Here is a 22,238-nt window from a genome sequence, read left to right as displayed (position 1 = left end):
TTTAATTTATATTTCTTACTTTTTAAGGTGCCAGATATAATAAATAAAATCTACTGTTTTATAACAAAATATTAGGTTTGAGTTATGAATTGTGGGAAATGATAATCTATAGTAGAGTAGTTTTATTGTCTTTTCAAAAATAGACAATAAATATATTAAAAACATTAGCCTATATAAAGAAAAAGGTAGAATTCTATATTTTTGCATAAAGGATATTAGAATCTTAAATTTTAGGAATTGAAAAAACTGGCTACCCGTCTGGGTAGTCAGTTTCCGTAATTTGTTTTTTTATACCACGCCTTGTGCAATCATGGCATTTGCCACATTTTCAAAGGCAGCAATGTTAGCTCCTGCAAGGTAGTCTTTATCAAGACCATATGTTTCTGAAGTTGTTTTAGCTGTGTTAAAGATGTTGGTCATGATGTCTTTGAGACGTCCATCAACTTCTTCACGAGTCCATGAGAGGCGAAGGCTGTTTTGGCTCATTTCAAGGGCTGAAACGGCTACACCACCAGCGTTGGCAGCTTTGGCAGGTCCGTAGAAGATACCATTTTCTTTGTAAACTTTGATGGCATCAAGGTCGCTTGGCATGTTGGCACCTTCAGATACACAGATAACGCCTTGAGCAACCAAACGTTTAGCTGCTTCACCGTTGATTTCGTTTTGGGTCGCACATGGAAGAGCGATATCGTAGTTACCAGCGTAAGTCCATACAGAACCTTCATGATAAGTAGCAGTTGCTTTCTCAGCTGCATACTCAGTCAAACGAGCGCGACGTTTTTCTTTAACATCAACCAAAAGATCGAAGTCGATACCATTTTCATCGATGACATAGCCGTTTGAGTCAGATACAGAGATTACAGTAGCACCAAGTTCAGTTGCTTTTTGAAGAGCGTATTGAGCAACGTTACCAGAACCTGAAATAACCACTTTCTTACCAGCAAAGCTGTTACCGTTAGCTTTGAGCATTTCTTCAGTGTAGTAAACCAAACCGTAACCAGTTGCTTCTGGACGAATCAAGCTACCACCAAACCCAAGAGGTTTACCAGTCAAGACACCAGCATCAAATTGGTTAAGGCGTTTGTATTGACCGTAAAGGTAACCAATCTCACGTCCACCAACACCGATATCACCAGCAGGTACATCAAGTGATGGTCCGATGTGTTTTTGTAATTCAGTCATGAAGCTTTGGCAGAAGCGCATTACTTCAGCATCTGTTTTACCTTTAGGATCGAAGTCTGATCCACCTTTACCTCCACCGATAGGAAGTCCAGTCAAGACATTTTTAAAGATTTGTTCAAATCCGAGGAATTTCAAAATCCCTTGGTTTACAGTTGGGTGGAAACGAAGTCCGCCTTTATATGGTCCAACAGCTGAGTTGAATTGAACACGGTAGCCGCGGTTTACTTGAACTTTTCCATCACGGTCAACCCAAGGAACACGGAAAGAAATCACGCGCTCAGGCTCAGTAATACGTGCCAAGATATTTTCTTCGATATACTCAGGGTGTTTTTCAAATACAGGTTCCAAAGTGTTGAAAAATTCTTCAACAGCTTGGAGGAATTCAGCCTCGTGCCCATTACGAGCTTTTACAGTTTCAAACACGCTTTGGATATATTCTTTAGCAGATGTCATATCGTTCTCCTTAAATTCTAATTTAATTATGTGTGTCATTATAGCAGAATTTTTTTTAACTGTAAAGAGAAAAACAAAAATTTTCTAAAAATTCTTTCAATTTGATTTTTGGGGTTGTTTGAAATTGGAATTTTTTGAAAGTGGATAAAAAACGAACATTTTTCTTATAAATGACTTTCTTAAAGAGAAAAGCTGAAAATATGGTATAATATTAGCAATAAAAGGAATCTGGAGGATTAGAATCATGGTATCAACGAAAACACAAATTGCTGGTTTTGAGTTTGACAATTGTTTGATGAATGCAGCAGGTGTGACTTGTATGACGATAGCAGAGTTAGAAGGGGTTAAAAAGTCAGTGGCAGGAACCTTTGTCACTAAGACAGCGACCTTGGACTTTCGTCAGGGGAATCCTGAGCCACGCTACCAAGATGTTCCACTTGGTTCTATCAACTCTATGGGCTTGCCGAATAATGGCTTAGACTATTATTTGGACTATCTTTTGGATTTGCAAGAAAAAGAGCCAAATAGAACTTTCTTCTTATCTGTAGTCGGCATGTCTCCAGAGGAAACCCATACTATCTTGAAAAAGGTCCAAGAGAGTGAGTTTCGTGGTCTGACTGAACTAAACCTCTCCTGTCCAAATGTTCCAGGTAAACCTCAGATTGCCTATGATTTTGAGACAACTGACCGGATTTTGGCAGAGGTATTTGCCTATTTTACCAAACCTTTAGGAATTAAATTGCCACCATATTTTGATATTGTTCACTTTGACCAAGCGGCAGCTATTTTCAATAAGTATCCTCTTAAGTTTGTAAACTGCGTCAACTCTATCGGAAACGGCCTTTATATAGAAGATGAGTCTGTCGTTATTCGTCCTAAAAATGGTTTCGGTGGCATCGGTGGAGAGTATATCAAACCGACTGCTCTAGCTAATGTTCATGCCTTTTATCAACGCTTAAATCCTCAAATTCAAATCATTGGAACAGGTGGCGTGTTGACTGGTCGTGATGCCTTTGAACATATTCTCTGTGGAGCGAGTATGGTACAGGTAGGAACCACCCTTCACAAAGAAGGAGTTGGTGCTTTTGAACGTATTACTAATGAACTGAAAGCAATCATGGATGAAAAAGGTTACGAAAGCCTAGAAGATTTCCGTGGGAAATTGCGCTATATTGATTAAATTCATTAAAAAATCAGAAGAAAGGAGAGAAGATGCTAGCCATTGAAGAAAGTCAGAAGTTGACTTTATCAAATTTACCTAGCCTGAGCCTATTTACAGGGACAGACCAGGGTCAGTTTGAAGTTATGAAGAGTCAAGTATTGAAACAGATTGGTTATGATTCTGCTGACCTCAACTTTGCCTACTTTGATATGAAAGAAGTAGTTTACAAAGATGTAGAACTGGAGTTGGTCAGCCTTCCTTTCTTTGCTGATGAGAAAATCGTGATATTGGATCATTTTGTCGATATCACGACTGCTAAAAAGCGCTTTTTAACAGATGATGAGCTCAAGTCGTTCGAAGAATACCTTGATAACCCTTCACCAACAACCAAGTTGCTAATCTTTGCAGAAGGAAAACTGGATAGCAAAAGGCGGTTGGTTAAATTACTTAAGCGTGATGCTAAGGTCTTTGATGCAGTAGAAGCCAAAGAACAAGAATTGCGCCAGTATTTCCAAAAGTGGAGTCAGAAACAAGGTCTGCAGTTTGCCAATCATTCTTTTGAAAATCTCCTCGTCAAGTCGGGGTTTCAATTTAGCGAAATTCAGAAAAATCTCCTCTTTTTACAGTCCTATAAGGCAGATTCTATTATCGAGGAAGAGGATATTGTCAACGCTATTCCTAAGACCTTACAGGACAATATTTTTGATTTAACTCAGTTTATTCTGACTAAAAAGATGGACCAGGCGCGCGATTTGGTTAGAGATTTGACCTTGCAAGGGGAAGATGAAATCAAGTTGATTGCAGTCATGCTAGGACAATTTCGGACTTTTACTCAGGTGAAAATTTTGGCGGAGTCTGGGCAAACAGAAGCGCAGATTGCAAGTAGTTTAGGTAGCTTTCTCGGACGCAATCCCAATCCCTATCAAATCAAGTTTGCGTTGAGGGATTCAAGAGGACTTTCATTGAGCTTTTTGAAGCAAGCTATTTCCTATTTGATTGAGACAGATTATCAGATTAAGACAGGTCTTTATGAAAAAGGTTTCCTTTTTGAAAAGGCACTCTTACAGATCGCTAGTCAGGTCAATTGACATTTTTTTGAAACTACAACCCGCGTCAGGATTATCTTGTCGTGGGTTTCTTGATGATTTACTTGTTTTATTAGAAAGTATCTCAGTGATTTCCTTTTCTATAAGCAAAAAACTTGAAAAAAGTGAATGTTTGTGTTATCATTTTCATATAGAAAGAAAAAGAGGTCTTACAGATGGCTATTATCTTACCAGATCTTCCATATGCATACGACGCTTTGGAACCATACATCGATGCGGAAACAATGCACTTGCACCATGACAAACACCATCAAACTTATGTCAACAATGCCAATGCAGCTCTAGAAAAACACCCTGAAATCGGTGAAGATCTTGAAGCCTTGCTTGCTGATGTAGAATCTATTCCAGCTGATATCCGTCAAGCACTTATCAACAACGGTGGTGGACACTTGAACCACGCTCTTTTCTGGGAATTGATGACTCCTGAGAAAACAGCTCCTTCAGCAGAACTTGCAGCAGCAATCGATGCAACATTTGGTTCATTTGAAGAATTCCAAGCAGCCTTCACTGCAGCAGCAACAACTCGTTTTGGTTCTGGCTGGGCATGGTTGGTTGTCAACAAAGAAGGGAAGCTTGAAGTGACTTCAACAGCGAACCAAGACACACCAATCTCAGAAGGTAAAAAACCAATCTTGGGCTTGGACGTTTGGGAACATGCTTACTATGTGAAATACCGCAACGTGCGTCCTGACTACATCAAAGCTTTCTTCTCAGTAATCAACTGGAACAAAGTAGATGAATTGTACGCAGCTGCTAAATAATGATAGTTGGAGGGAAGAATTGTTCTTCTCTTTTTAAGGTTATATTATTCTGGTCTGACAAAATCGTCAGACTTTTTTCATTTTTATGAGAAACGTGCTAACTGCTAGAAATTATGGTAGAATAAGGTATTAAGTAATCGTGGAAAAAGGATATCTATGCGAAAAGAAATTGCACCTGAATTATACAACTATAACAAGTTTCCTGGTCCTGAGTTCCATTTACATGGGGACAAGGTCGAAACGGAAGGGATAGCTTTTTCCTTGGTGGAAAATATCAAGGAAGCCTTTGATGTGACGACTTTTAATCAGCGTTTTTCAGAAGTCTTAACCAAGTTTGATTATATCGTGGGAGACTGGAGCAACGAACAGCTTCGCCTACGAGGTTTTTATAAGGATGACCGAACAGAAGAAAAACTTGAAAAAATCAGTCGTTTACAAGACTACCTTTTAGAGTATTGTAGTTATGGTTGTGCCTATTTTGTCCTAGAAAATGAAGCCCCTAAGCGAGCATCATTTGACAAGAAAATGCGTAAGAAGGAAGAAGAAACACCTTCTAGAAAAGGAAAGAAGCCGACTCAAACCAAACGAAAACCGAATTCAGATAAGAAAAATAGACGTCGTCAGAAAGACCAGCATTCTCAGAAAGAGGACAAGGGACAACGTCATTTTGTCATTCGTCAGAAGTGAGTAGAGAATAAGGAGAAGAAATGAAACCGTCAATTTATAGTTTAACACGTCAAACCATGCAGGAATGGGTTTTGGAGCAGGGAGAAAAGAAATTCCGTGCAGACCAAATCTGGGAATGGCTTTACCGTAAACGTGTCCAGTCATTTGAAGAAATGACCAACCTTTCTAAGGATTTGATTGCTAAGCTTAATGACCAGTTTGTGGTCAATCCCTTGAAACAACGTATCGTTCAAGAGTCTGCTGATGGGACAGTTAAATATCTTTTTGAATTGCCAGATGGTATGTTGATTGAGACAGTACTCATGCGTCAACACTACGGTTTATCTGTCTGTGTGACGACTCAGGTCGGATGTAATATCGGTTGTACCTTCTGTGCTTCTGGTTTGATTAAGAAACAACGTGACCTCAATAACGGTGAAATCGTAGCGCAAATCATGCTGGTTCAGAAATACTTTGATGAGCGTGGTCAGGATGAACGCGTCAGCCATATCGTTGTCATGGGAATTGGTGAGCCCTTTGATAACTACAACAATGTCTTGAATTTCGTTCGTACTATCAACGATGACAAGGGAATGGCCATCGGTGCTCGTCATATTACGGTTTCAACCTCAGGTTTGGCCCATAAAATTCGTGACTTTGCTAATGAAGGCGTACAGGTCAATCTTGCAGTTTCCCTTCACGCACCTAACAATGAATTGCGTTCAAGCATCATGAAGATTAACCGTGCCTTTCCGATTGAAAAACTCTTTGCTGCTATTGAGTATTATATCGAAACAACAAACCGTCGTGTGACCTTTGAATACATCATGCTCAATGAAGTCAATGACGGTGTAGAACAAGCCTTGGAATTGGCTGAATTGCTCAAGAACATCAAGAAATTGTCTTATGTAAACTTGATTCCTTATAACCCAGTTAGTGAGCATGACCAATATAGCCGTAGTCCTAAAGAGCGCGTCCTGGCCTTCTATGATACGCTTAAGAAAAAAGGGGTCAACTGTGTTGTTCGTCAAGAGCATGGTACTGATATTGATGCAGCTTGTGGACAATTGCGTTCTAATACAATGAAACGTGACCGCCAGAAAGCAGTCGCAGCAGTCAACCCTTAATGATGAAGAAAACTTATAATCATGTTTTGGTCTGGGGAGTCATTTTCTATAGCATTTGCATTGTCTATTTTTGCTTTACTCCTCAAGAACAATCTCCCGTGGGGGTGGAAACTCCAGGTATTCAGCATCTTGGACGCCTGGTTTTTCTTTTGACTCCTTTCAATTCTTTCTGGAAACTGGGCGAAGTGAGTGACATAGGACAATTATGTTGGATTTTTCTACAAAATATCCTCAATGTCTTCTTGCTTTTTCCTCTGATTTTCCACCTCCTTTATCTCCTTCCAAACTTGCGTAAAACAAAAAAGGTCCTTCTTTTCAGTTTTCTAGTGAGTCTTGGAATCGAGTGTACGCAGTTAGTCTTGGACTTTTTCTTTGATTTTAATCGCGTCTTTGAAATTGATGATTTGTGGACCAATACCTTGGGTGGCTATTTGGCTTGGCTCCTCTATAAACGATTACATAAAAACAAGATAAGGAATTAAAATGAGTATTTTAGAAGTTAAAAATCTGAGTCACGGTTTTGGTGACCGTGCAATTTTTGAAGATGTGTCCTTCCGTCTTCTCAAAGGAGAACATATCGGTCTGGTCGGTGCTAATGGTGAAGGGAAATCAACCTTTATGAGCATCGTGACTGGTAAGATGTTGCCAGATGAAGGGAAGGTTGAGTGGTCTAAATATGTGACTGCTGGTTACTTGGACCAACATTCTGTCTTGGAAGAAGGTCAGTCTGTTCGCGATGTTCTCCGTACGGCCTTTGATGAGCTTTTCAAAGCGGAAGCTCGTATCAATGACCTTTATATGGAAATGGCTGAAGACGGAGCGGATGTTGATGCTCTCATGGAAGAAGTGGGAGAACTCCAAGACCGTTTGGAGAGTCGTGATTTCTATACCTTAGATGCTAAGATTGACGAAGTAGCGCGTGCCCTTGGTGTCATGGACTTTGGCATGGATACGGATGTAACTTCTTTGTCAGGTGGGCAAAGAACCAAGGTGCTTTTGGCAAAACTTCTCCTTGAAAAGCCTGATATCTTACTTTTGGATGAGCCGACCAACTACTTGGATGCTGAGCATATTGATTGGCTCAAGCGCTATCTCCAAAACTATGAGAATGCCTTTGTTCTTATTTCACACGATATTCCATTCCTAAATGACGTTATCAATATTGTCTACCATGTGGAAAATCAACAGCTGACGCGTTATTCTGGTGACTACTACCAGTTCCAAGAAGTCTATGCTATGAAGAAATCTCAGCTAGAGGCTGCCTACGAACGTCAGCAGAAAGAGATTGCGGACCTTAAAGATTTTGTCGCACGAAACAAAGCGCGTGTTGCAACGCGAAACATGGCCATGTCTCGCCAGAAGAAATTGGATAAGATGGATATTATCGAACTCCAAAGTGAGAAACCAAAGCCATCCTTTGATTTCAAACCAGCTCGTACACCAGGCCGCTTTATCTTCCAAGCCAAGGACTTGCAAATCGGTTATGACCGACCTCTTACGAAGCCCTTAAACCTTACCTTTGAACGCAATCAAAAGGTTGCCATTATTGGTGCTAATGGTATCGGGAAAACAACTCTCTTGAAGAGTCTTTTGGGTATTATTCCACCAATCGCTGGGGAAGTGGAGCGTGGAGATTATCTAGAACTTGGCTACTTTGAACAAGAGGTAGAAGGTGGAAATCGTCAAACACCACTAGAGGCTGTCTGGAATGCTTTTCCTGCACTTAACCAAGCAGAAGTCCGTGCAGCCCTTGCCCGTTGTGGTTTGACAACCAAGCATATTGAAAGTCAAATTCAGGTTCTGTCAGGTGGGGAACAAGCCAAGGTACGCTTCTGTCTCCTGATGAATCGTGAAAACAACGTTTTAGTGTTGGACGAGCCGACCAACCACTTGGATGTGGATGCCAAGGATGAACTTAAACGTGCTCTCAAAGAATACAAGGGATCTATCCTTATGGTCTGCCACGAACCAGACTTCTATGAAGGCTGGATGGACCAAATATGGGATTTTAATAATCTAACTTAAAAATAAGGATAAAAGAAATACAGTACCGAAAGTGGGTACTGTATTTTTTGTTTTTAAGATTTAAAATCGTAGTCTTTCACCACTTCGATGCTTTCGATTGTAATAGCAGTAGTTGGCTTGTCTTTTTCATCTTTTTCGGCTTTAGCAATTTTATCTACAACGTCCATACCATCAATCACTTGACCAAAGACTGGGTGTTTGCCATCTAGACTAGGATTTCCCCCTTCTTTGTAGGCTTCGATGATTTTCTTTGGATACTTGCTTGTAGGGAGTTTAGCAGAGGTATCTGTAGAGTTTTGGTTGATGAAGAACTGACTGCCATTGGTGTTTGGTTGACCAGTATTAGCCATAGAAAGAGCACCACGGATGTTATAGAGATAAGGAGTAATCTCGTTCTTGAAACCAGTTCCCTTGTCTTTAGTCTTATCCTTGTCATGCCAGATAGACTGACCACCTGTACCGTCCCCTTTTGGATCTCCAGTTTGGACCATAAAGCCATCGATGACACGGTGGAAGGTAATGCCGTTATAGTAGCCTTCTTTGGCATGAGTGAGGAAGTTTTCAACCGCTAGAGGAGCGAGTTTAGGGAAGAGTTTAATGCGAATATCACCTTGGCTTGTGTGGAGAATCACTTCGGCTTCATCTTCAGCAACTTCTTTAGATAGTTGTGGGAAATTGGCGTTTTCGTTTGTCAAAGCATCGTTTAACTCCTTGGCAGATTGGGCAGCTGCTTTGGAACTTTCTTCAGTAGCAAGACTGGAATCAACATAGTCATCACCACGTAGACTGCGTTGGATGCTGCTACATCCAGCTAGAGCTACAGTGGATAGTAAAAGAAGGGTTGCTAGTTTTTTCATTCTGTTCCTCTCAAAAATCTATTTCTACCATTGTACCCTAAAAGGAAGTGGATTTCAAATATTAGTGACAAGACAGTTTAAGAGGAAGCCAACCCAAAATCACTTGATTAGAGATTCTTCTTTGGATGACGGTCGATAATATCCTTGCATTGTTTCAGTATCTGCTCCCCCTTTGGAGTCAATTTGTATCCACGATTGCCAATTCCTCTTCTGAAAAGTTGTCATGAAGAGCTTGACTTGGTGATCTTTATAAAATGTTTCTAAAAAAGGATTCATGACATTCTCTTTCTGATTTTTCTTTAAAAATATAACAAATTTCTAAATGGTTTAAGAATTTTATAGTCTGTCAAGTTTTTTTCTTGACACCTGCCAGAAATCTGATATAATAGAACATGTGCTAAATAGCTCAGCTATTTCACCGAAATAAAAAATAAGAAAAGAGACTTTAAAAATGGCAGTTAAAATCCGTTTGACTCGTATGGGTTCTAAGAAAAAACCTTTCTACCGTATCAACGTAGCAGATTCACGTTCACCACGTGACGGACGTTTCATCGAAACAGTTGGAACTTACAACCCACTTGTTGCTGAAAACCAAGTAACTTTGAAAGAAGACCGCGTTCTTGCATGGTTGGCTGATGGAGCTCAACCTTCAGATACAGTACGTAACATTCTTTCAAAAGAAGGCGTATTGAAGAAATTCCACGATTCTAAATTCTCAAAATAAGTTTAAAGTAGGTTGACAGATGGATACGATTGAAAATCTCATTATTGCGATTGTGAAACCCTTGATTTCACAACCAGATGCCTTAACTATCAAGATTGAAGATACACCAGAGTTTTTGGAATATCATTTGGATCTTGATCAAAGTGATGTGGGTCGTGTAATCGGTCGTAAGGGTCGCACTATTTCTGCGATAAGAACGATTGTCTACTCTGTCCCAACTGAAGACAAAAAAGTAAGAATCGTTATTGACGAAAAATAAGAAGGGCGGGACGGATGTCTCGCTTTTTTGCAAGGAGCAGGATATGAAGGATTTAACGTTTAGACAATTACAAGACTACTTACTCGAACATTACCATCAGTCTCGGACTGAGGAAGGCCTCTTTATGAAGTTAGTGGAGGAAGTCGGAGAAGTAGCTGAGGTTTTGAATGGTCGCTCTGGTAGAAAAGAGGGGGTTCAGGATTCTAACGAGGCACTAGCAAAAGAACTGGCTGATATCATTCACTACACTGTCGCAATTGCGACCATCAACGACATAGATCTAACCAAGACCATTTTTGAAAAAGACAAAAAGGCAGCTATCAAATATCAGCATGAACGAGATTTGGAAGGATTTTTAAAAGAAAACTGAAAAAAGAATGAATATTGATTGTGTTTTTAACATAGATTGGTCAATGTATATTGATTGGCTATTACGAATTTTACAAATTGCGACATTTATTGCTGTGATTATAAAGATAACGTTCCAAAATAAGGTTTATATCAATAATATTGAAATCAAGGAAATTAAACCATTCGAGTTTGAATCTTTACATACAAATTTTCACTATATTCATGAATTTACGCATAATATAAGTAGCAAACCTTTTAATCATTTGATTTTTTATCCCAAAGAAGTTGATATTGAAATAGTAGAATTTTATTCTTTAAACTATGATTCAAAAAGCAATTGTTTGATTGTTAATAATAAACTGCATACAGTTAAAAATTTAAAGAATTATACATGCTTATTGATTCATACTAATTTACCAGAGAATATGCCTAGTTTAAGAATGAAATGGAAAACAAGTCAGGGTGAAATTGGGGAATATACATTTTATAGCAATATGTATAACGGGAATGTAAATATCTCATCTTTCAAATATAAATTAACATTAAAGAGGAAAATATTAGCACTTTTTGGACTATAGCGGGCCCCCCATGTATTTTCCTCTAACTTGAGAAAATCTTTGGAACGTGATAAAATAAAGGATAAGGATTTTTAATAATTCATTATATAGAATGAGTGGATTTCTTTATGAAGAGGTTTGAAGTATCTACAGAAATTGGTAGTCTCTCTGTTACTTATCAAAAACAAAAGAAAATGCTAGTTTGTTTAAGTGGCGCAGGTTTGCTACCAAGTTATGAAAATTTTTCACTTATACTTGAAAAACTTCCTCCTACAATTGGTTATTTGACAATTGATTTTCCGAACACAGGTAGGAGTCCGATTCATGACCAAGCTGGAAAAAATCTAGATAATCTTGCAGATGCGGTTTATGAAGTACTTGAAGAATTAGGGATTTCTGAATATATACTTTGTGCACATAGTTTGAGTGGAATTTTAGCTTGCAAATTGCTCAAGAAACCAATTAAGTGTCATGCTTTAGTAGCAATTGAACCGACAACTAAAAACGTCATGTTTGCTGATTTTTCAGAAAATCCTTATCCAGAAATGGAAGAGCAGATGAGGCTGATTGAGGAGTGTGGTCCTGAACTTTATTTTAAGAACTTAACTCAAGCCACATTTAGCCCTGAAACTAATAAAGAAATCTGGGAATTAATTCAAGAAAAAGGGTCAGAGTTGGAAAATCAAGATACAGGATTTCAGATATCTGGAGAGATTACTGAGGAAGATTTTGAGAATGTATCGATAGAATCTCATGTCCCAGTATTTATTTTTTGTCAGCCTTATAGAGAAAAAGAGTACAGAGAATCAGAATATTGGACTTCCAATACTAAACTCATTTTAGGAGGGAATCACCATTATTTACAATGGTCAGAATCAGAAAAAATTGTGACTATTATTCGAGAATTGTCAGAATAAGATGGAAAGAAATAGAGTACAGGAGACAAGATGAACTACTTTAATGTTGGGAAAATCGTCAATACACAGGGGTTGCAGGGTGAGATGCGAGTCTTGTCTGTGACGGATTTTGCAGAAGAACGGTTTAAAAAAGGTACTGAGCTGGCTTTGTTTGATGAAAAAGATCAGTTTGTTCAAACAGTGACCATCGCTAGCCACCGTAAACAGAAGAACTTTGACATTATTAAATTCAAAGATATGTACCATATCAACGCTATCGAAAAGTACAAGGGATACAGTCTCAAGGTTGCTGAGGAAGATTTGAATGACCTAGACGATGGTGAATTCTACTATCACGAGATTATCGGTTTGGAAGTCTATGAGGGTGATAACTTGATTGGAACCATCAAAGAAATCCTGCAACCAGGTGCTAATGATGTCTGGGTGGTCAAGCGAAAAGGCAAGCGTGATTTGCTCTTGCCTTATATCCCACCAGTGATTCTCAATGTTGAAATTCCAAATAACCGCGTCGATGTGGAAATCTTAGAAGGGTTAGACGATGAAGATTGATATTTTAACCCTTTTTCCAGAGATGTTTTCTCCGCTAGAGCACTCAATCGTTGGAAAGGCTCGAGAAAAGGGGCTCTTGGATATCCAGTATCATAATTTTCGAGAAAATGCTGAAAAGGCCCGCCATGTCGACGATGAGCCCTACGGAGGCGGTCAGGGGATGTTGCTCCGAGCCCAACCCATTTTCGATGCCTTTGATGCTATTGAAAAGAAAAATCCGCGCGTCATTCTCCTCGATCCTGCTGGAAAGCAGTTTGATCAGGCTTATGCTGAGGATTTGGCTCAAGAGGAAGAGCTAATCTTTATCTGCGGTCACTATGAAGGGTATGATGAGCGTATTAAGACCTTGGTGACAGATGAGATTTCCTTGGGGGATTATGTCTTAACTGGTGGTGAATTGGCAGCCATGACAATGATTGATGCTACGGTACGCCTGATTCCAGAAGTAATTGGCAAGGAGTCTAGCCACCAAGATGATAGTTTTTCTTCAGGCCTTCTTGAATATCCTCAGTACACACGTCCCTATGATTATCGTGGTATGGTCGTGCCAGATGTACTGATGAGTGGACACCATGAGAAGATTCGTCAGTGGCGCCTGTATGAGAGTTTAAAGAAAACCTATGAACGCAGACCGGATTTACTTGAACATTATCAACTGACAGCAGAAGAAGAAAAAATGCTGGCAGAAATCAAAGAAAACAAAGAATAAAGGAGATACCTATGCAAGTAATCAAACGTGATGGAGAAATTGCTGAATTTAATCCAGATAAGATTTACCAAGCTATCTTAAAAGCAGCCCAGACTGTCTATGTATTGACAGATGATTTACGTCAAAACCTTGCACAAGTCACTAAGAAAGTGGTTTTGGATTTGGAAGAGGCCAAGGTGGAACGTGCTACCATTAGCATGATTCAGTCTATGGTTGAACATCGTTTACTGGGTGCAGGTTACATTACCATTGCAGAACACTACATTTCCTATCGTCTACAACGTGACTTGGAAAGAAGTGGTTATGGAGATCATATCGCAGTTCATTTACATTTTGAACAAATTCGCTAAGAAAAAAGAGTGGGATGAAACAACTACATCTCACTCTTTCTTAAATCTATTTTTTTGGGCTGTTTGGACAGTTGAGGGGACAAATCGCAGGCGTTGAATATCGCTTATGCGGATAATACGGGTCACATTTTTGGCAAAATTTTTCACGATAATTTGCTGGCGTTGCTGATCGTATTTGATGATATCACCTGTAAAACTTGCCTCAGACAAGATAAGGTGAACAGCAGTTTGTTTCTGGATAGCCTCTTCAATAGTGTCTGTAAGGGAGTTGCTTTCAGTCTGGTCAGGTTGGTCATGTCCATTTAAAAAATCATGTATTTTATCTAGAACTTGCTGGAATTTATGTCTCATAGTGGCCTCCCTTCTTTTATATCAATATTATATAAAATTTTCCTAAAATCTACAAGATTTTACGAATAAACTAATGAAAGCTAAAAAAGGAGAAGAAAATGGCAGAATTTACATTTGAAATCGAAGAGCACTTGTTGACTCTTTCTGAAAACGAAAAAGGTTGGACTAAGGAAATCAACCGTGTAAGCTTTAATGGTGCCCCTGCAAAGTTTGATATTCGTGCTTGGAGTCCAGACCATACTAAAATGGGCAAAGGGATTACTCTCTCCAATGAAGAATTTCAAACCATGGTGGATGCCTTTAAAGGAAACTAAATTTTCAAAATAAAAGAAAAGGATACTGAGTCATGATAACTCGATATCCTTTTTTAGTTAGCAAAGTAAGCCTGATTTTTAAGGCGTTGAAGTAATGGACGGCTAATAAAACTAATAGCAATAATTTTACCAAGATCTGGAATGATAAAGGGAAGAACTCCCACAACAAGAGCTTTTTCAAATGCCATTCCAGCTAGAAAATGCAAGCTGAGAATCCCGCCGACAAAGACAAGGGCATCACCCAAGAGGTTTGCAAGAAATATATTGACAATCTCGCTCTTGCTGTTGGTTAGAGAGGAAGTAAGTCCAGAGTAAACGAGATAAAACCAAAGATAGCCTGCAGTAGGGCCAACTAAAGCCTGAAAACCAGCTCCACCTCCTGCAAAGACAGGAAGACCGATAGCACCTAGAAGAAGATAGAGTCCAACAGAAAGTACAGCCTCTCTCGGTCTAAAGACAGTAGCAATCAAGCCGATTGCAAAGTTTTGCAGAGTGAAGGGAACAGGTCCAATTGGAAGACTGATTTGTGCCAAAACAGCAATGAGAGCAGCCCCAATAGCAGGGATAGCATAAACGTGAGCTTTTTTCAAAATAGTTAACCTCTTTTCTGATGTATAGTAACTATTATACTCGTAGAGTAATTATTGTCAACCAATTTTTTAAAACAAGGTAACAAAAACTGTAACGGCCGATCTTGCTTACTGGTTAAGGTGGGTAATTGTTTTGTTGATTCTAAAACATCAAAAAAGAAGCAGACACATTTGTATCAGCTTCTTTTGCTTCGATTAACGCATAGTTACAAATTCTTCGGATGCAGTTGGGTGAATCGCCACAGTTGCATCAAAGTCTGCCTTGGTTGCTCCCATTTTGATAGCAACAGCAAATCCTTGAATCATTTCATCAACACCATAGCCAATTCCATGAAGTCCGACAACTTTTTCTTCTGAACCTGCTGTGATCAATTTGAAACGTGTTTCTTGACGGTTGTCAGTGCAAGCAGAGTACATAGACGTAAAGCTTGATTTGTAAACCTTGATTTGGTCTTGACCGTATTCTTTAATAGCTTGCTCTTCTGTCAAACCAACCGTTCCGATAGCAGGGTGTGAAAAGACGACAGTTGGAATAGTTGAGTAGTCCATTTTTGCAGTTGTTTTTCCGTTAAAGAGACGTTCAGATAGGGTACGCCCAGCCTTGATAGCTACTGGAGTCAGTTCTTTCTCGCCCGTTACATCACCTAGAGCATAGATTCCCTCAACAACAGTATTTTGGTATTCATCCACTTGGATAAAGCCACGTTCGTTCAGAGTTACTCCAGCTTTTTCAAGTTGCAAGCTCTTAACGTTTGGACGGCGACCAGTAGCCCAGATAACTTGGCTAGCTGTGTGACTAGTACCATCTTCGAAATGAATGGTAATGCCATCAGTAGTTTTTTCTAACTTGACAGGGACTTTGTGAGTGTGAAGTGGTAAGTTTGTTCTTTCCATTTCCTTGACTAGACCTTCAACGATGTAAGAATCAAAACCACGTAAAGGACGATCACGACGAACAAAGAGGTCTGTCTTGACACCAAAAGTGTGGAGTACGCCAGCCAATTCCACAGCGATATAACCAGCGCCTAGAATAGCAACTGATTCTGGCAATTCTTCCCAAGCAAATACATCATCAGAAGAGCCACCTAGTTCAGCACCAGGAACGTCTGGAATACTTGGATGGGCACCAGTAGCAATCACGATATGTTTAGCACGAATCAGCTCACCATTTACGCTGATAGTGTGAGAATCTACAAATTCAGCATGACCTTCAATCAAGTCTACACCGTTGCGTTTAAAACTGCCATCATAAGAAGAACGTGCGCGATCAATGTAGGCTTCACGATTACGACGTAGGGTTGCAAAGTCAAAGTTAAGATCAGTAGTCTTAAAGCCGTAGTCTTCTCCAAATTGATGGAAAGTCTCAGCGATTTGCGCCCCGTACCACATAATTTTTTTAGGAACGCAGCCGACATTGACACAGGTTCCACCTAATTTCTTTTCCTCAATAACGGCCGCTTTGGCTCCGTGTTCACCAGCACGATTCATGGTAGCAATTCCTCCGCTACCACCACCGATAGCAATGATATCGTATTCTCTCATTTAAAACTCCTTTATACTCTTTTAAATAGTAGAGTGTCATTTTTTGATAGTCATATTCTATCTTTTTTTTGATTTGATTGCAAAAATCTGCTACGTTCAAAAAAAATTAAAGAAAAGGCTTGCAAAAAGAAAAAATAAAGTGTATTATATAACTAGTACAATGATAATAAAAATAAATTCCGAACAATAAGTGAATCCTGAAATGTCATTATTTCGTTCTGAACTGTTATTGTTTATATTTTGTAATTTTTGTATAATATTGTTAAGTACTTTAAATCAAAAAGGAGTTTCATTATGAAAAAGAATCGTAAAGCTAAAAAGTGGCAATTGTATGCAGCAATTGGTGCTGCAAGTGTTGTTGTATTGGGGGCAGGGGGCATTTTGCTCTTTAGACAACCTTCTCAAACTGCTGTAAAAGATGAGCCAACTCATCTTGTTGTTGCTAAAGAAGGAACCGTGGCATCCTCTGTTTTATTATCAGGGACAGTAACGGCAAAAAATGAACAATATGTTTATTTTGATGCTAGTAAGGGAGATTTAGATGAAATCCTTGTTTCTGTGGGGGATAAGGTTAGTGAAGGGCAGGCTTTAGTCAAGTACAGTAGTTCAGAAGCCCAGGCGGCCTATGATTCAGCTAGTCGAGCAGTTGCGAAGGCAGATCGTCATATCAATGAACTCAATCAAGCACGGAATGAAGCCGCTTCAGCTCCGGCTCCACAGTTGCCAACACCAGCAGGAGCCGAAGGAGCTGCGGCACAAACTCCAGCTCCAGTCGCAGGAAATTCAGTATCCTCTATTGATGCTCAATTGGGTGATGCCCGTGATGCCCGTGCAGATGCAGCGGCACAATTAAGCAAGGCTCAAAGTCAGTTGGATGCAATGACGGTTCTCAGTACCCTAGAGGGAACTGTGGTCGAAGTCAATCGTAACGTTTCCAAATCTCCAACAGGAGCAAGCCAAGTGGTAGTTCATGTCGTAAGCAATGAAAACTTGCAAGTTAAGGGTGAACTATCTGAATATAACCTTGCTAACTTATCTGTCGGTCAAGAAGTAACCTTTACTTCTAAAGTTTACCAAGATAAGAGCTGGACAGGTAAGATTAGCTATATCTCTGACTACCCTAAAAATAATGGCGAAGCAGCAAGTGCAGCGGCTGCAGCAGCAGCTGGTAATTCTGGCTCTAAATATCCATATACCATTGATGTTACGAGTGAAATTGGTGATTTGAAACAAGGATTTTCAGTAAGCGTTGAGGTCAAGAATAAGAGTAAAGCCATTTTGGTTCCTCTAACAAGTGTTGTGACTGAAAATGATAAGAACTATGTCTGGGTGCTTGACGAGCAGAAAAAGGCTAAGAAAGTGGAAGTTGGTTTGGGCAATGCTGATGCAGACAACCAAGAAATCACTTCAGGTCTGACAAATGGAGTCAAGGTCATCAGTAACCCAACGTCTTCTCTAGAGGAAGGAAAAGAGGTGAAGGCTGATGAAGAAACTAATTAGTCTAAAAAATATCTGCAGAAGTTACCGTAATGGTGACCAAGAACTGCAGGTTCTCAAAAATATCAACCTAGAAGTGAATGAGGGTGAGTTTGTTGCCATCATGGGACCCTCTGGGTCTGGTAAGTCCACTCTAATGAATACGATTGGGATGTTGGATACACCAACCAGTGGAGAGTATTATCTTGAAGGCCAAGAAGTGGCGGGACTAGGTGAAAAACAACTAGCCAAGGTCCGTAACCAACAAATCGGATTTGTCTTTCAGCAGTTTTTTCTTCTATCTAAACTTAACGCTCTGCAAAACGTAGAATTGCCCTTGATTTACGCGGGAGTTTCGGCTTCAAAACGTCGCAAGTTAGCTGAGGAGTATTTAGACAAGGTTGAATTGACAGAACGTAGTCATCATTTGCCTTCGGAATTATCTGGTGGTCAAAAGCAACGTGTAGCTATCGCGCGTGCCTTGGTAAACAATCCTTCTATTATCCTAGCGGACGAACCGACAGGAGCCTTGGATACCAAAACAGGTAACCAAATCATGCAATTATTAGTTGAACTGAATAATGAAGGAAAAACCATTATCATGGTAACGCATGAGCCTGAAATCGCTGCTTATGCTAAACGCCAGATTGTCATTCGAGATGGAGTTATTTCATCTGATAGTGCTCAGTTAGAAAAGGAGGAAAACTAAGATGCAGAATCTGAAATTTGCCTTTTCATCTATCATGGCCCACAAGATGCGCTCTTTTCTTACTATGATAGGGATTATCATTGGTGTGTCATCGGTTGTTGTGATTATGGCTCTGGGAGATTCTATGTCTCGTCAGGTCAATAAAAATATGACCAAGTCACAGAAGAATATCCATGTCTTTTTCTCGCCTATCAAAAGCAAAGATGGTTCTTTTACCCAAAAGCAATCAGCATTGACAGTTTCTGGGAAAGAAGAGGAGGTTCCTGTTGAGCCACCAAAACCACAAGAATCCTGGGTCAGGGAGGCGGCTAAACTCAAAGGGGTGGACAGTTACTATGTAACCAACTCAACAAATACCACCCTGTCTTATAAAGATAAAAAAGTGGAGCGCGCTAGCTTGACAGGTGGGAATATTACCTACATGAAGGCAGTTGAAAATGAAATTGTTGCAGGAAGAAGTCTCATAGCTCAGGATTATAAAGATGTGGCCAGTGTCATTTTACTAGACCAAGAACTTGCTAATAGCCTGTTTGGATCTGCTCAAGAAGCTGTTAATCAGGTTATAGATGTTGGTGGCTTTAGCTATCGTGTCATTGGTGTCTATACCAGCGATGAGGCTAAGACTGCCAAGACTTTTGGTATTGGTGGACTTCCAATTACGACTAATATTTCTCTTGCCAACAACTTCAATATGGATGAGATTTCTGATATTGTCTTCCGGGTTAATGATACCAGTTTGACACCAACTGTGGGACCAGAATTAGCTAGAAAATTGACCGAGATTGCTGGTCTTCAGCAAGGGGAGTATCAGGTGTCAGATGCGACTGCAGCCTTCCAAGAAGTACAACAATTGTTCGGCTTTATAACTACGATTATTAGTGCCATTGCAGGAATTTCCCTTTTTGTTGGGGGGACTGGTGTTATGAACATCATGCTGGTTTCTGTGACAGAGCGTACTCGTGAGATTGGTCTCCGTAAGGCTTTGGGTGCGACACGTGCCAATATTTTAATCCAGTTTTTGATTGAATCCATGATTTTGACCTTGCTTGGTGGAGTTATTGGTCTAACCATTGCGACAGGCTTAACAGCTATAGCTGGTCTACTTTTGCAAGGATTGATAGCGGGTATAGAAGTGGGAGTATCAATCCCAGTTGCCCTATTTAGTCTTGCAGTTTCGGCTAGTGTTGGTATGATTTTTGGAGTCTTGCCAGCCAACAAGGCATCGAAACTTGATCCAATCGAAGCCCTTCGTTATGAATAGAATAAACAAGATGGACACTCGTCTATCTTGTTTTTATATAGATTTCCCTATCGAAAATTCTTAAAAATGTGATATAATGAAGTGTTAGAAAAACAGGTTTCATTAGCCTGGAAAGGAAATATTATGTCTGAAAAGAATTTTTATATTACAACGCCGATTTACTATCCATCTGGTAAACTTCATATCGGATCTGCCTACACAACCATCGCCTGTGATGTCTTAGCGCGTTACAAACGCCTGATGGGTTACGATGTTTTTTATCTTACAGGTCTTGATGAGCACGGTCAGAAAATCCAGCAGAAAGCAGAAGAAGCTGGCATCACACCTCAAGCTTATGTTGATGGGATGGCAGTTGGAGTTAAAGAACTCTGGCAATTACTCGATATCTCATACGATAAATTTATCCGTACAACTGATGACTACCATGAAAAAGTTGTCGCACAGGTCTTTGAGCGCTTGCTTGCTCAAGATGACATCTATTTGGGTGAATACTCTGGCTGGTATTCAGTCTCAGATGAGGAATTCTTTACAGAAAGCCAGCTTGCGGAAGTATTCCGTGACGAATCTGGAAATGTAACGGGCGGTATCGCACCATCAGGTCACGAGGTTGAATGGGTTTCAGAAGAGTCTTATTTCCTTCGCCTCAGCAAATACCAAGATCGTTTGGTAGAATTCTTTAAATCTCATCCTGAGTTTATCACCCCTGATGGTCGTCTTAATGAAATGCTGCGCAACTTTATCGAGCCAGGTTTAGAGGATTTGGCTGTTTCTCGTACAACCTTTACATGGGGTGTTCCAGTCCCATCAAATCCAAAACACGTTGTCTACGTTTGGATTGATGCCCTTCTTAACTATGCGACAGCTCTTGGCTACGGTCAAGACGAACATGGTAACTTTGACAAGTTCTGGAATGGCACAGTCTTCCACATGGTAGGAAAAGACATCCTTCGATTCCACTCAATCTACTGGCCAATCCTTCTTATGATGTTAGATATCAAATTGCCAGATCGTTTGATCGCTCACGGTTGGTTCGTCATGAAAGACGGTAAAATGTCTAAATCTAAAGGGAATGTGGTTTACCCTGAAATGTTGGTAGAGCGTTATGGACTAGATCCACTTCGTTACTACCTCATGCGTAGCCTTCCAGTTGGTTCAGATGGAACCTTCACTCCAGAAGACTATGTAGGCCGTATCAACTACGAATTGGCCAATGACCTTGGAAACCTTCTCAACCGTACGGTTTCCATGATTAACAAATATTTTGATGGTCAAGTCCCTGCATATGTAGAAGGCGTGACTGAATTTGACAATGCCCTTGCTGACATTGCAGAACAATCAATCGCTGACTACCATACACATATGGAAGCAGTTGACTACCCACGTGCGCTTGAAGCAGTCTGGACCCTCATCTCACGTACTAACAAATACATAGACGAGACAGCTCCATGGGTCTTGGCTAAGGATGAAGCACTCCGTGACCAATTGGCAAGTGTCATGAGTCACTTGGCAGCCAGCCTTCGTGTTGTAGCTCACTTGATTGAACCGTTTATGATGGAAACCAGTCGTGCAGTCTTGACTCAACTGGGTCTAGCAGAAGTTTCTAGCCTTGAAAACTTGAACTTGGCTGATTTCCCTGCAGATGTGACTGTAGTTGCCAAAGGAACACCAATCTTCCCACGTCTGGATATGGAAGAAGAAATTGCCTATATCAAAGAACAAATGGAAGGTAATAAACCAGCCGTTGAAAAAGAATGGAACCCAGACGAAGTCGAACTCAAACTAAACAAGGAAGAAATCAAGTTTGAAGACTTTGATAAGGTGGAAATCCGTGTCGCAGAAGTCAAAGAAGTGTCTAAAGTAGAAGGTTCAGATAAGTTGCTCCAATTCCGCTTGGATGCTGGTGATGGTCAAGACCGTCAAATCCTCTCAGGAATTGCAAAATACTATCCAAATGAACAAGAATTGGTCGGCAAGAAAGTTCAAATCGTTGCCAATCTCAAACCTCGTAAGATGATGAAGAAATATGTCAGTCAAGGTATGATCCTATCAGCTGAACATGATGGAAAATTAACCCTTCTCACAGTTGACTCAGCTGTACCGAATGGAAGTGTGATTGGGTAAAAGTATACAGGACTAGTTCATGCTAGTTCTGTTTTTTATTTAACTATTATGCTTTACAAACTAGTGTGAAAGTGGTATATTATAGATGAAGTCACTAGTAGGTATTACCAAATAGATTA

Annotated in this window: 25 protein-coding genes; 20 read left to right on the top strand and 5 right to left on the bottom strand. The window is 40.0% G+C overall.

Translation table 11 applies throughout. The features are described from left to right. Positions 1–288: 288 nt before the first annotated feature. On the bottom strand, positions 289–1,635 hold the full coding sequence (gene gdhA / locus NMM17_RS01820; protein ID WP_000199533.1) for an NADP-specific glutamate dehydrogenase: 1,347 nt from the start codon (positions 1,633–1,635) through the stop codon (positions 289–291). Positions 1,636–1,879: 244 nt separating this feature from the next. Between gdhA and NMM17_RS01815 the strand changes: the two genes are divergently transcribed. From NMM17_RS01815 to NMM17_RS01785, 7 genes are all read left to right on the top strand, one after another. Further along, positions 1,880–2,815, top strand: a complete 936-nt coding sequence (locus NMM17_RS01815; protein ID WP_000255189.1) for a dihydroorotate oxidase — start codon at positions 1,880–1,882, stop codon at positions 2,813–2,815. 32 nt (positions 2,816–2,847) lie between these two features. Further along, positions 2,848–3,885 carry a DNA polymerase III subunit delta gene (gene holA, locus NMM17_RS01810; RefSeq protein WP_000879649.1) on the top strand — a complete coding sequence of 346 codons (1,038 nt, stop codon included), beginning with the start codon at positions 2,848–2,850 and terminating at the stop codon, positions 3,883–3,885. Positions 3,886–4,058: 173 nt separating this feature from the next. After that, a complete protein-coding gene (gene sodA / locus NMM17_RS01805; RefSeq protein WP_000974733.1) occupies positions 4,059–4,664 on the top strand; it encodes a superoxide dismutase SodA in 606 nt (201 codons plus the stop codon). 156 nt (positions 4,665–4,820) lie between these two features. Continuing rightward, a complete protein-coding gene (locus tag NMM17_RS01800; protein WP_001224355.1) occupies positions 4,821–5,351 on the top strand; it encodes a YutD family protein in 531 nt (176 codons plus the stop codon). 20 nt (positions 5,352–5,371) lie between these two features. Then, positions 5,372–6,457, top strand: a complete 1,086-nt coding sequence (gene rlmN, locus NMM17_RS01795) for a 23S rRNA (adenine(2503)-C(2))-methyltransferase RlmN (protein ID WP_000804760.1) — start codon at positions 5,372–5,374, stop codon at positions 6,455–6,457. Next, a complete protein-coding gene (locus tag NMM17_RS01790; RefSeq protein ID WP_000976724.1) occupies positions 6,457–6,939 on the top strand; it encodes a VanZ family protein in 483 nt (160 codons plus the stop codon). The genes rlmN and NMM17_RS01790 overlap by 1 nt, the downstream gene beginning before the upstream one ends. A 1-nt stretch (position 6,940) precedes the next feature. Then, the gene (locus NMM17_RS01785) at positions 6,941–8,482 is read left to right on the top strand and encodes an ABC-F family ATP-binding cassette domain-containing protein (RefSeq protein ID WP_000025406.1); all 1,542 of its coding nucleotides are present in this window, start codon (positions 6,941–6,943) and stop codon (positions 8,480–8,482) included. Between the two features lie 53 nt (positions 8,483–8,535). Here NMM17_RS01785 and NMM17_RS01780 read toward each other — a convergent pair whose 3' ends face one another. Beyond that, positions 8,536–9,339 carry a peptidylprolyl isomerase gene (locus tag NMM17_RS01780; protein ID WP_000731914.1) on the bottom strand — a complete coding sequence of 268 codons (804 nt, stop codon included), beginning with the start codon at positions 9,337–9,339 and terminating at the stop codon, positions 8,536–8,538. Positions 9,340–9,790: 451 nt separating this feature from the next. Between NMM17_RS01780 and rpsP the strand changes: the two genes are divergently transcribed. The 8 genes from rpsP (at position 9,791) to NMM17_RS01740 (ending at position 13,755) form a co-directional block, all read left to right on the top strand. Beyond that, entirely contained in the window at positions 9,791–10,063 is a 273-nt protein-coding gene (rpsP, locus tag NMM17_RS01775; protein WP_000268760.1) for a 30S ribosomal protein S16, read from the top strand. Positions 10,064–10,082: 19 nt separating this feature from the next. After that, positions 10,083–10,322, top strand: coding sequence for an RNA-binding protein KphA (kphA, locus tag NMM17_RS01770; protein WP_000379617.1), 240 nt, complete (start codon positions 10,083–10,085; stop codon positions 10,320–10,322). Between the two features lie 43 nt (positions 10,323–10,365). Further along, entirely contained in the window at positions 10,366–10,692 is a 327-nt protein-coding gene (locus tag NMM17_RS01765) for a MazG nucleotide pyrophosphohydrolase domain-containing protein (RefSeq protein WP_000654126.1), read from the top strand. Between the two features lie 7 nt (positions 10,693–10,699). After that, on the top strand, positions 10,700–11,251 hold the full coding sequence (locus NMM17_RS01760) for a hypothetical protein (protein WP_001017775.1): 552 nt from the start codon (positions 10,700–10,702) through the stop codon (positions 11,249–11,251). A 107-nt stretch (positions 11,252–11,358) separates the two neighbouring features. Then, positions 11,359–12,147, top strand: a complete 789-nt coding sequence (locus tag NMM17_RS01755) for an alpha/beta fold hydrolase (RefSeq protein WP_000819187.1) — start codon at positions 11,359–11,361, stop codon at positions 12,145–12,147. A 30-nt stretch (positions 12,148–12,177) separates the two neighbouring features. Then, on the top strand, positions 12,178–12,696 hold the full coding sequence (rimM, locus tag NMM17_RS01750; protein WP_084928627.1) for a ribosome maturation factor RimM: 519 nt from the start codon (positions 12,178–12,180) through the stop codon (positions 12,694–12,696). After that, complete coding sequence (gene trmD, locus NMM17_RS01745; protein ID WP_000686915.1) at positions 12,686–13,405, top strand: tRNA (guanosine(37)-N1)-methyltransferase TrmD; 720 nt, start codon at positions 12,686–12,688, stop codon at positions 13,403–13,405. The genes rimM and trmD overlap by 11 nt, the downstream gene beginning before the upstream one ends. Positions 13,406–13,416: 11 nt before the next feature. Continuing rightward, entirely contained in the window at positions 13,417–13,755 is a 339-nt protein-coding gene (locus tag NMM17_RS01740) for an ATP cone domain-containing protein (RefSeq protein ID WP_001196040.1), read from the top strand. A gap of 30 nt (positions 13,756–13,785) precedes the next feature. Here NMM17_RS01740 and NMM17_RS01735 read toward each other — a convergent pair whose 3' ends face one another. Beyond that, the gene (locus NMM17_RS01735; protein ID WP_001216097.1) at positions 13,786–14,106 is read right to left on the bottom strand and encodes a hypothetical protein; all 321 of its coding nucleotides are present in this window, start codon (positions 14,104–14,106) and stop codon (positions 13,786–13,788) included. A 98-nt stretch (positions 14,107–14,204) separates the two neighbouring features. Between NMM17_RS01735 and NMM17_RS01730 the strand changes: the two genes are divergently transcribed. Continuing rightward, positions 14,205–14,420, top strand: a complete 216-nt coding sequence (locus NMM17_RS01730) for a YdbC family protein (protein WP_000807422.1) — start codon at positions 14,205–14,207, stop codon at positions 14,418–14,420. 53 nt (positions 14,421–14,473) lie between these two features. Here NMM17_RS01730 and NMM17_RS01725 read toward each other — a convergent pair whose 3' ends face one another. Then, on the bottom strand, positions 14,474–15,010 hold the full coding sequence (locus NMM17_RS01725) for a biotin transporter BioY (RefSeq protein WP_000709040.1): 537 nt from the start codon (positions 15,008–15,010) through the stop codon (positions 14,474–14,476). A 195-nt stretch (positions 15,011–15,205) separates the two neighbouring features. After that, positions 15,206–16,552: a glutathione-disulfide reductase gene (gor, locus tag NMM17_RS01720; protein ID WP_001209566.1), complete on the bottom strand. Its 1,347-nt coding sequence runs from the start codon at positions 16,550–16,552 to the stop codon at positions 15,206–15,208. 291 nt (positions 16,553–16,843) lie between these two features. Between gor and NMM17_RS01715 the strand changes: the two genes are divergently transcribed. From NMM17_RS01715 to metG, 4 genes are all read left to right on the top strand, one after another. Beyond that, a complete protein-coding gene (locus NMM17_RS01715; RefSeq protein WP_025171433.1) occupies positions 16,844–18,052 on the top strand; it encodes an efflux RND transporter periplasmic adaptor subunit in 1,209 nt (402 codons plus the stop codon). Continuing rightward, complete coding sequence (locus NMM17_RS01710; protein ID WP_000733791.1) at positions 18,036–18,737, top strand: ABC transporter ATP-binding protein; 702 nt, start codon at positions 18,036–18,038, stop codon at positions 18,735–18,737. Before NMM17_RS01715 ends, NMM17_RS01710 begins: the two co-directional genes overlap by 17 nt. A 1-nt stretch (position 18,738) precedes the next feature. Then, positions 18,739–19,998: an ABC transporter permease gene (locus tag NMM17_RS01705; RefSeq protein ID WP_001180409.1), complete on the top strand. Its 1,260-nt coding sequence runs from the start codon at positions 18,739–18,741 to the stop codon at positions 19,996–19,998. Between the two features lie 123 nt (positions 19,999–20,121). Further along, a complete protein-coding gene (metG, locus tag NMM17_RS01700; protein WP_001291399.1) occupies positions 20,122–22,119 on the top strand; it encodes a methionine--tRNA ligase in 1,998 nt (665 codons plus the stop codon). Positions 22,120–22,238 lie beyond the last annotated feature (119 nt).

The sequence above is a fragment of the Streptococcus sp. CF7_Ac1-12 genome (genome assembly GCF_024295905.1).
Lineage (GTDB): Bacteria > Bacillota > Bacilli > Lactobacillales > Streptococcaceae > Streptococcus > Streptococcus mitis_AP.
The sequence above is the reverse complement of the archived record's forward strand: the minus strand, read 5'-3'. Positions and strand labels throughout refer to the sequence as shown.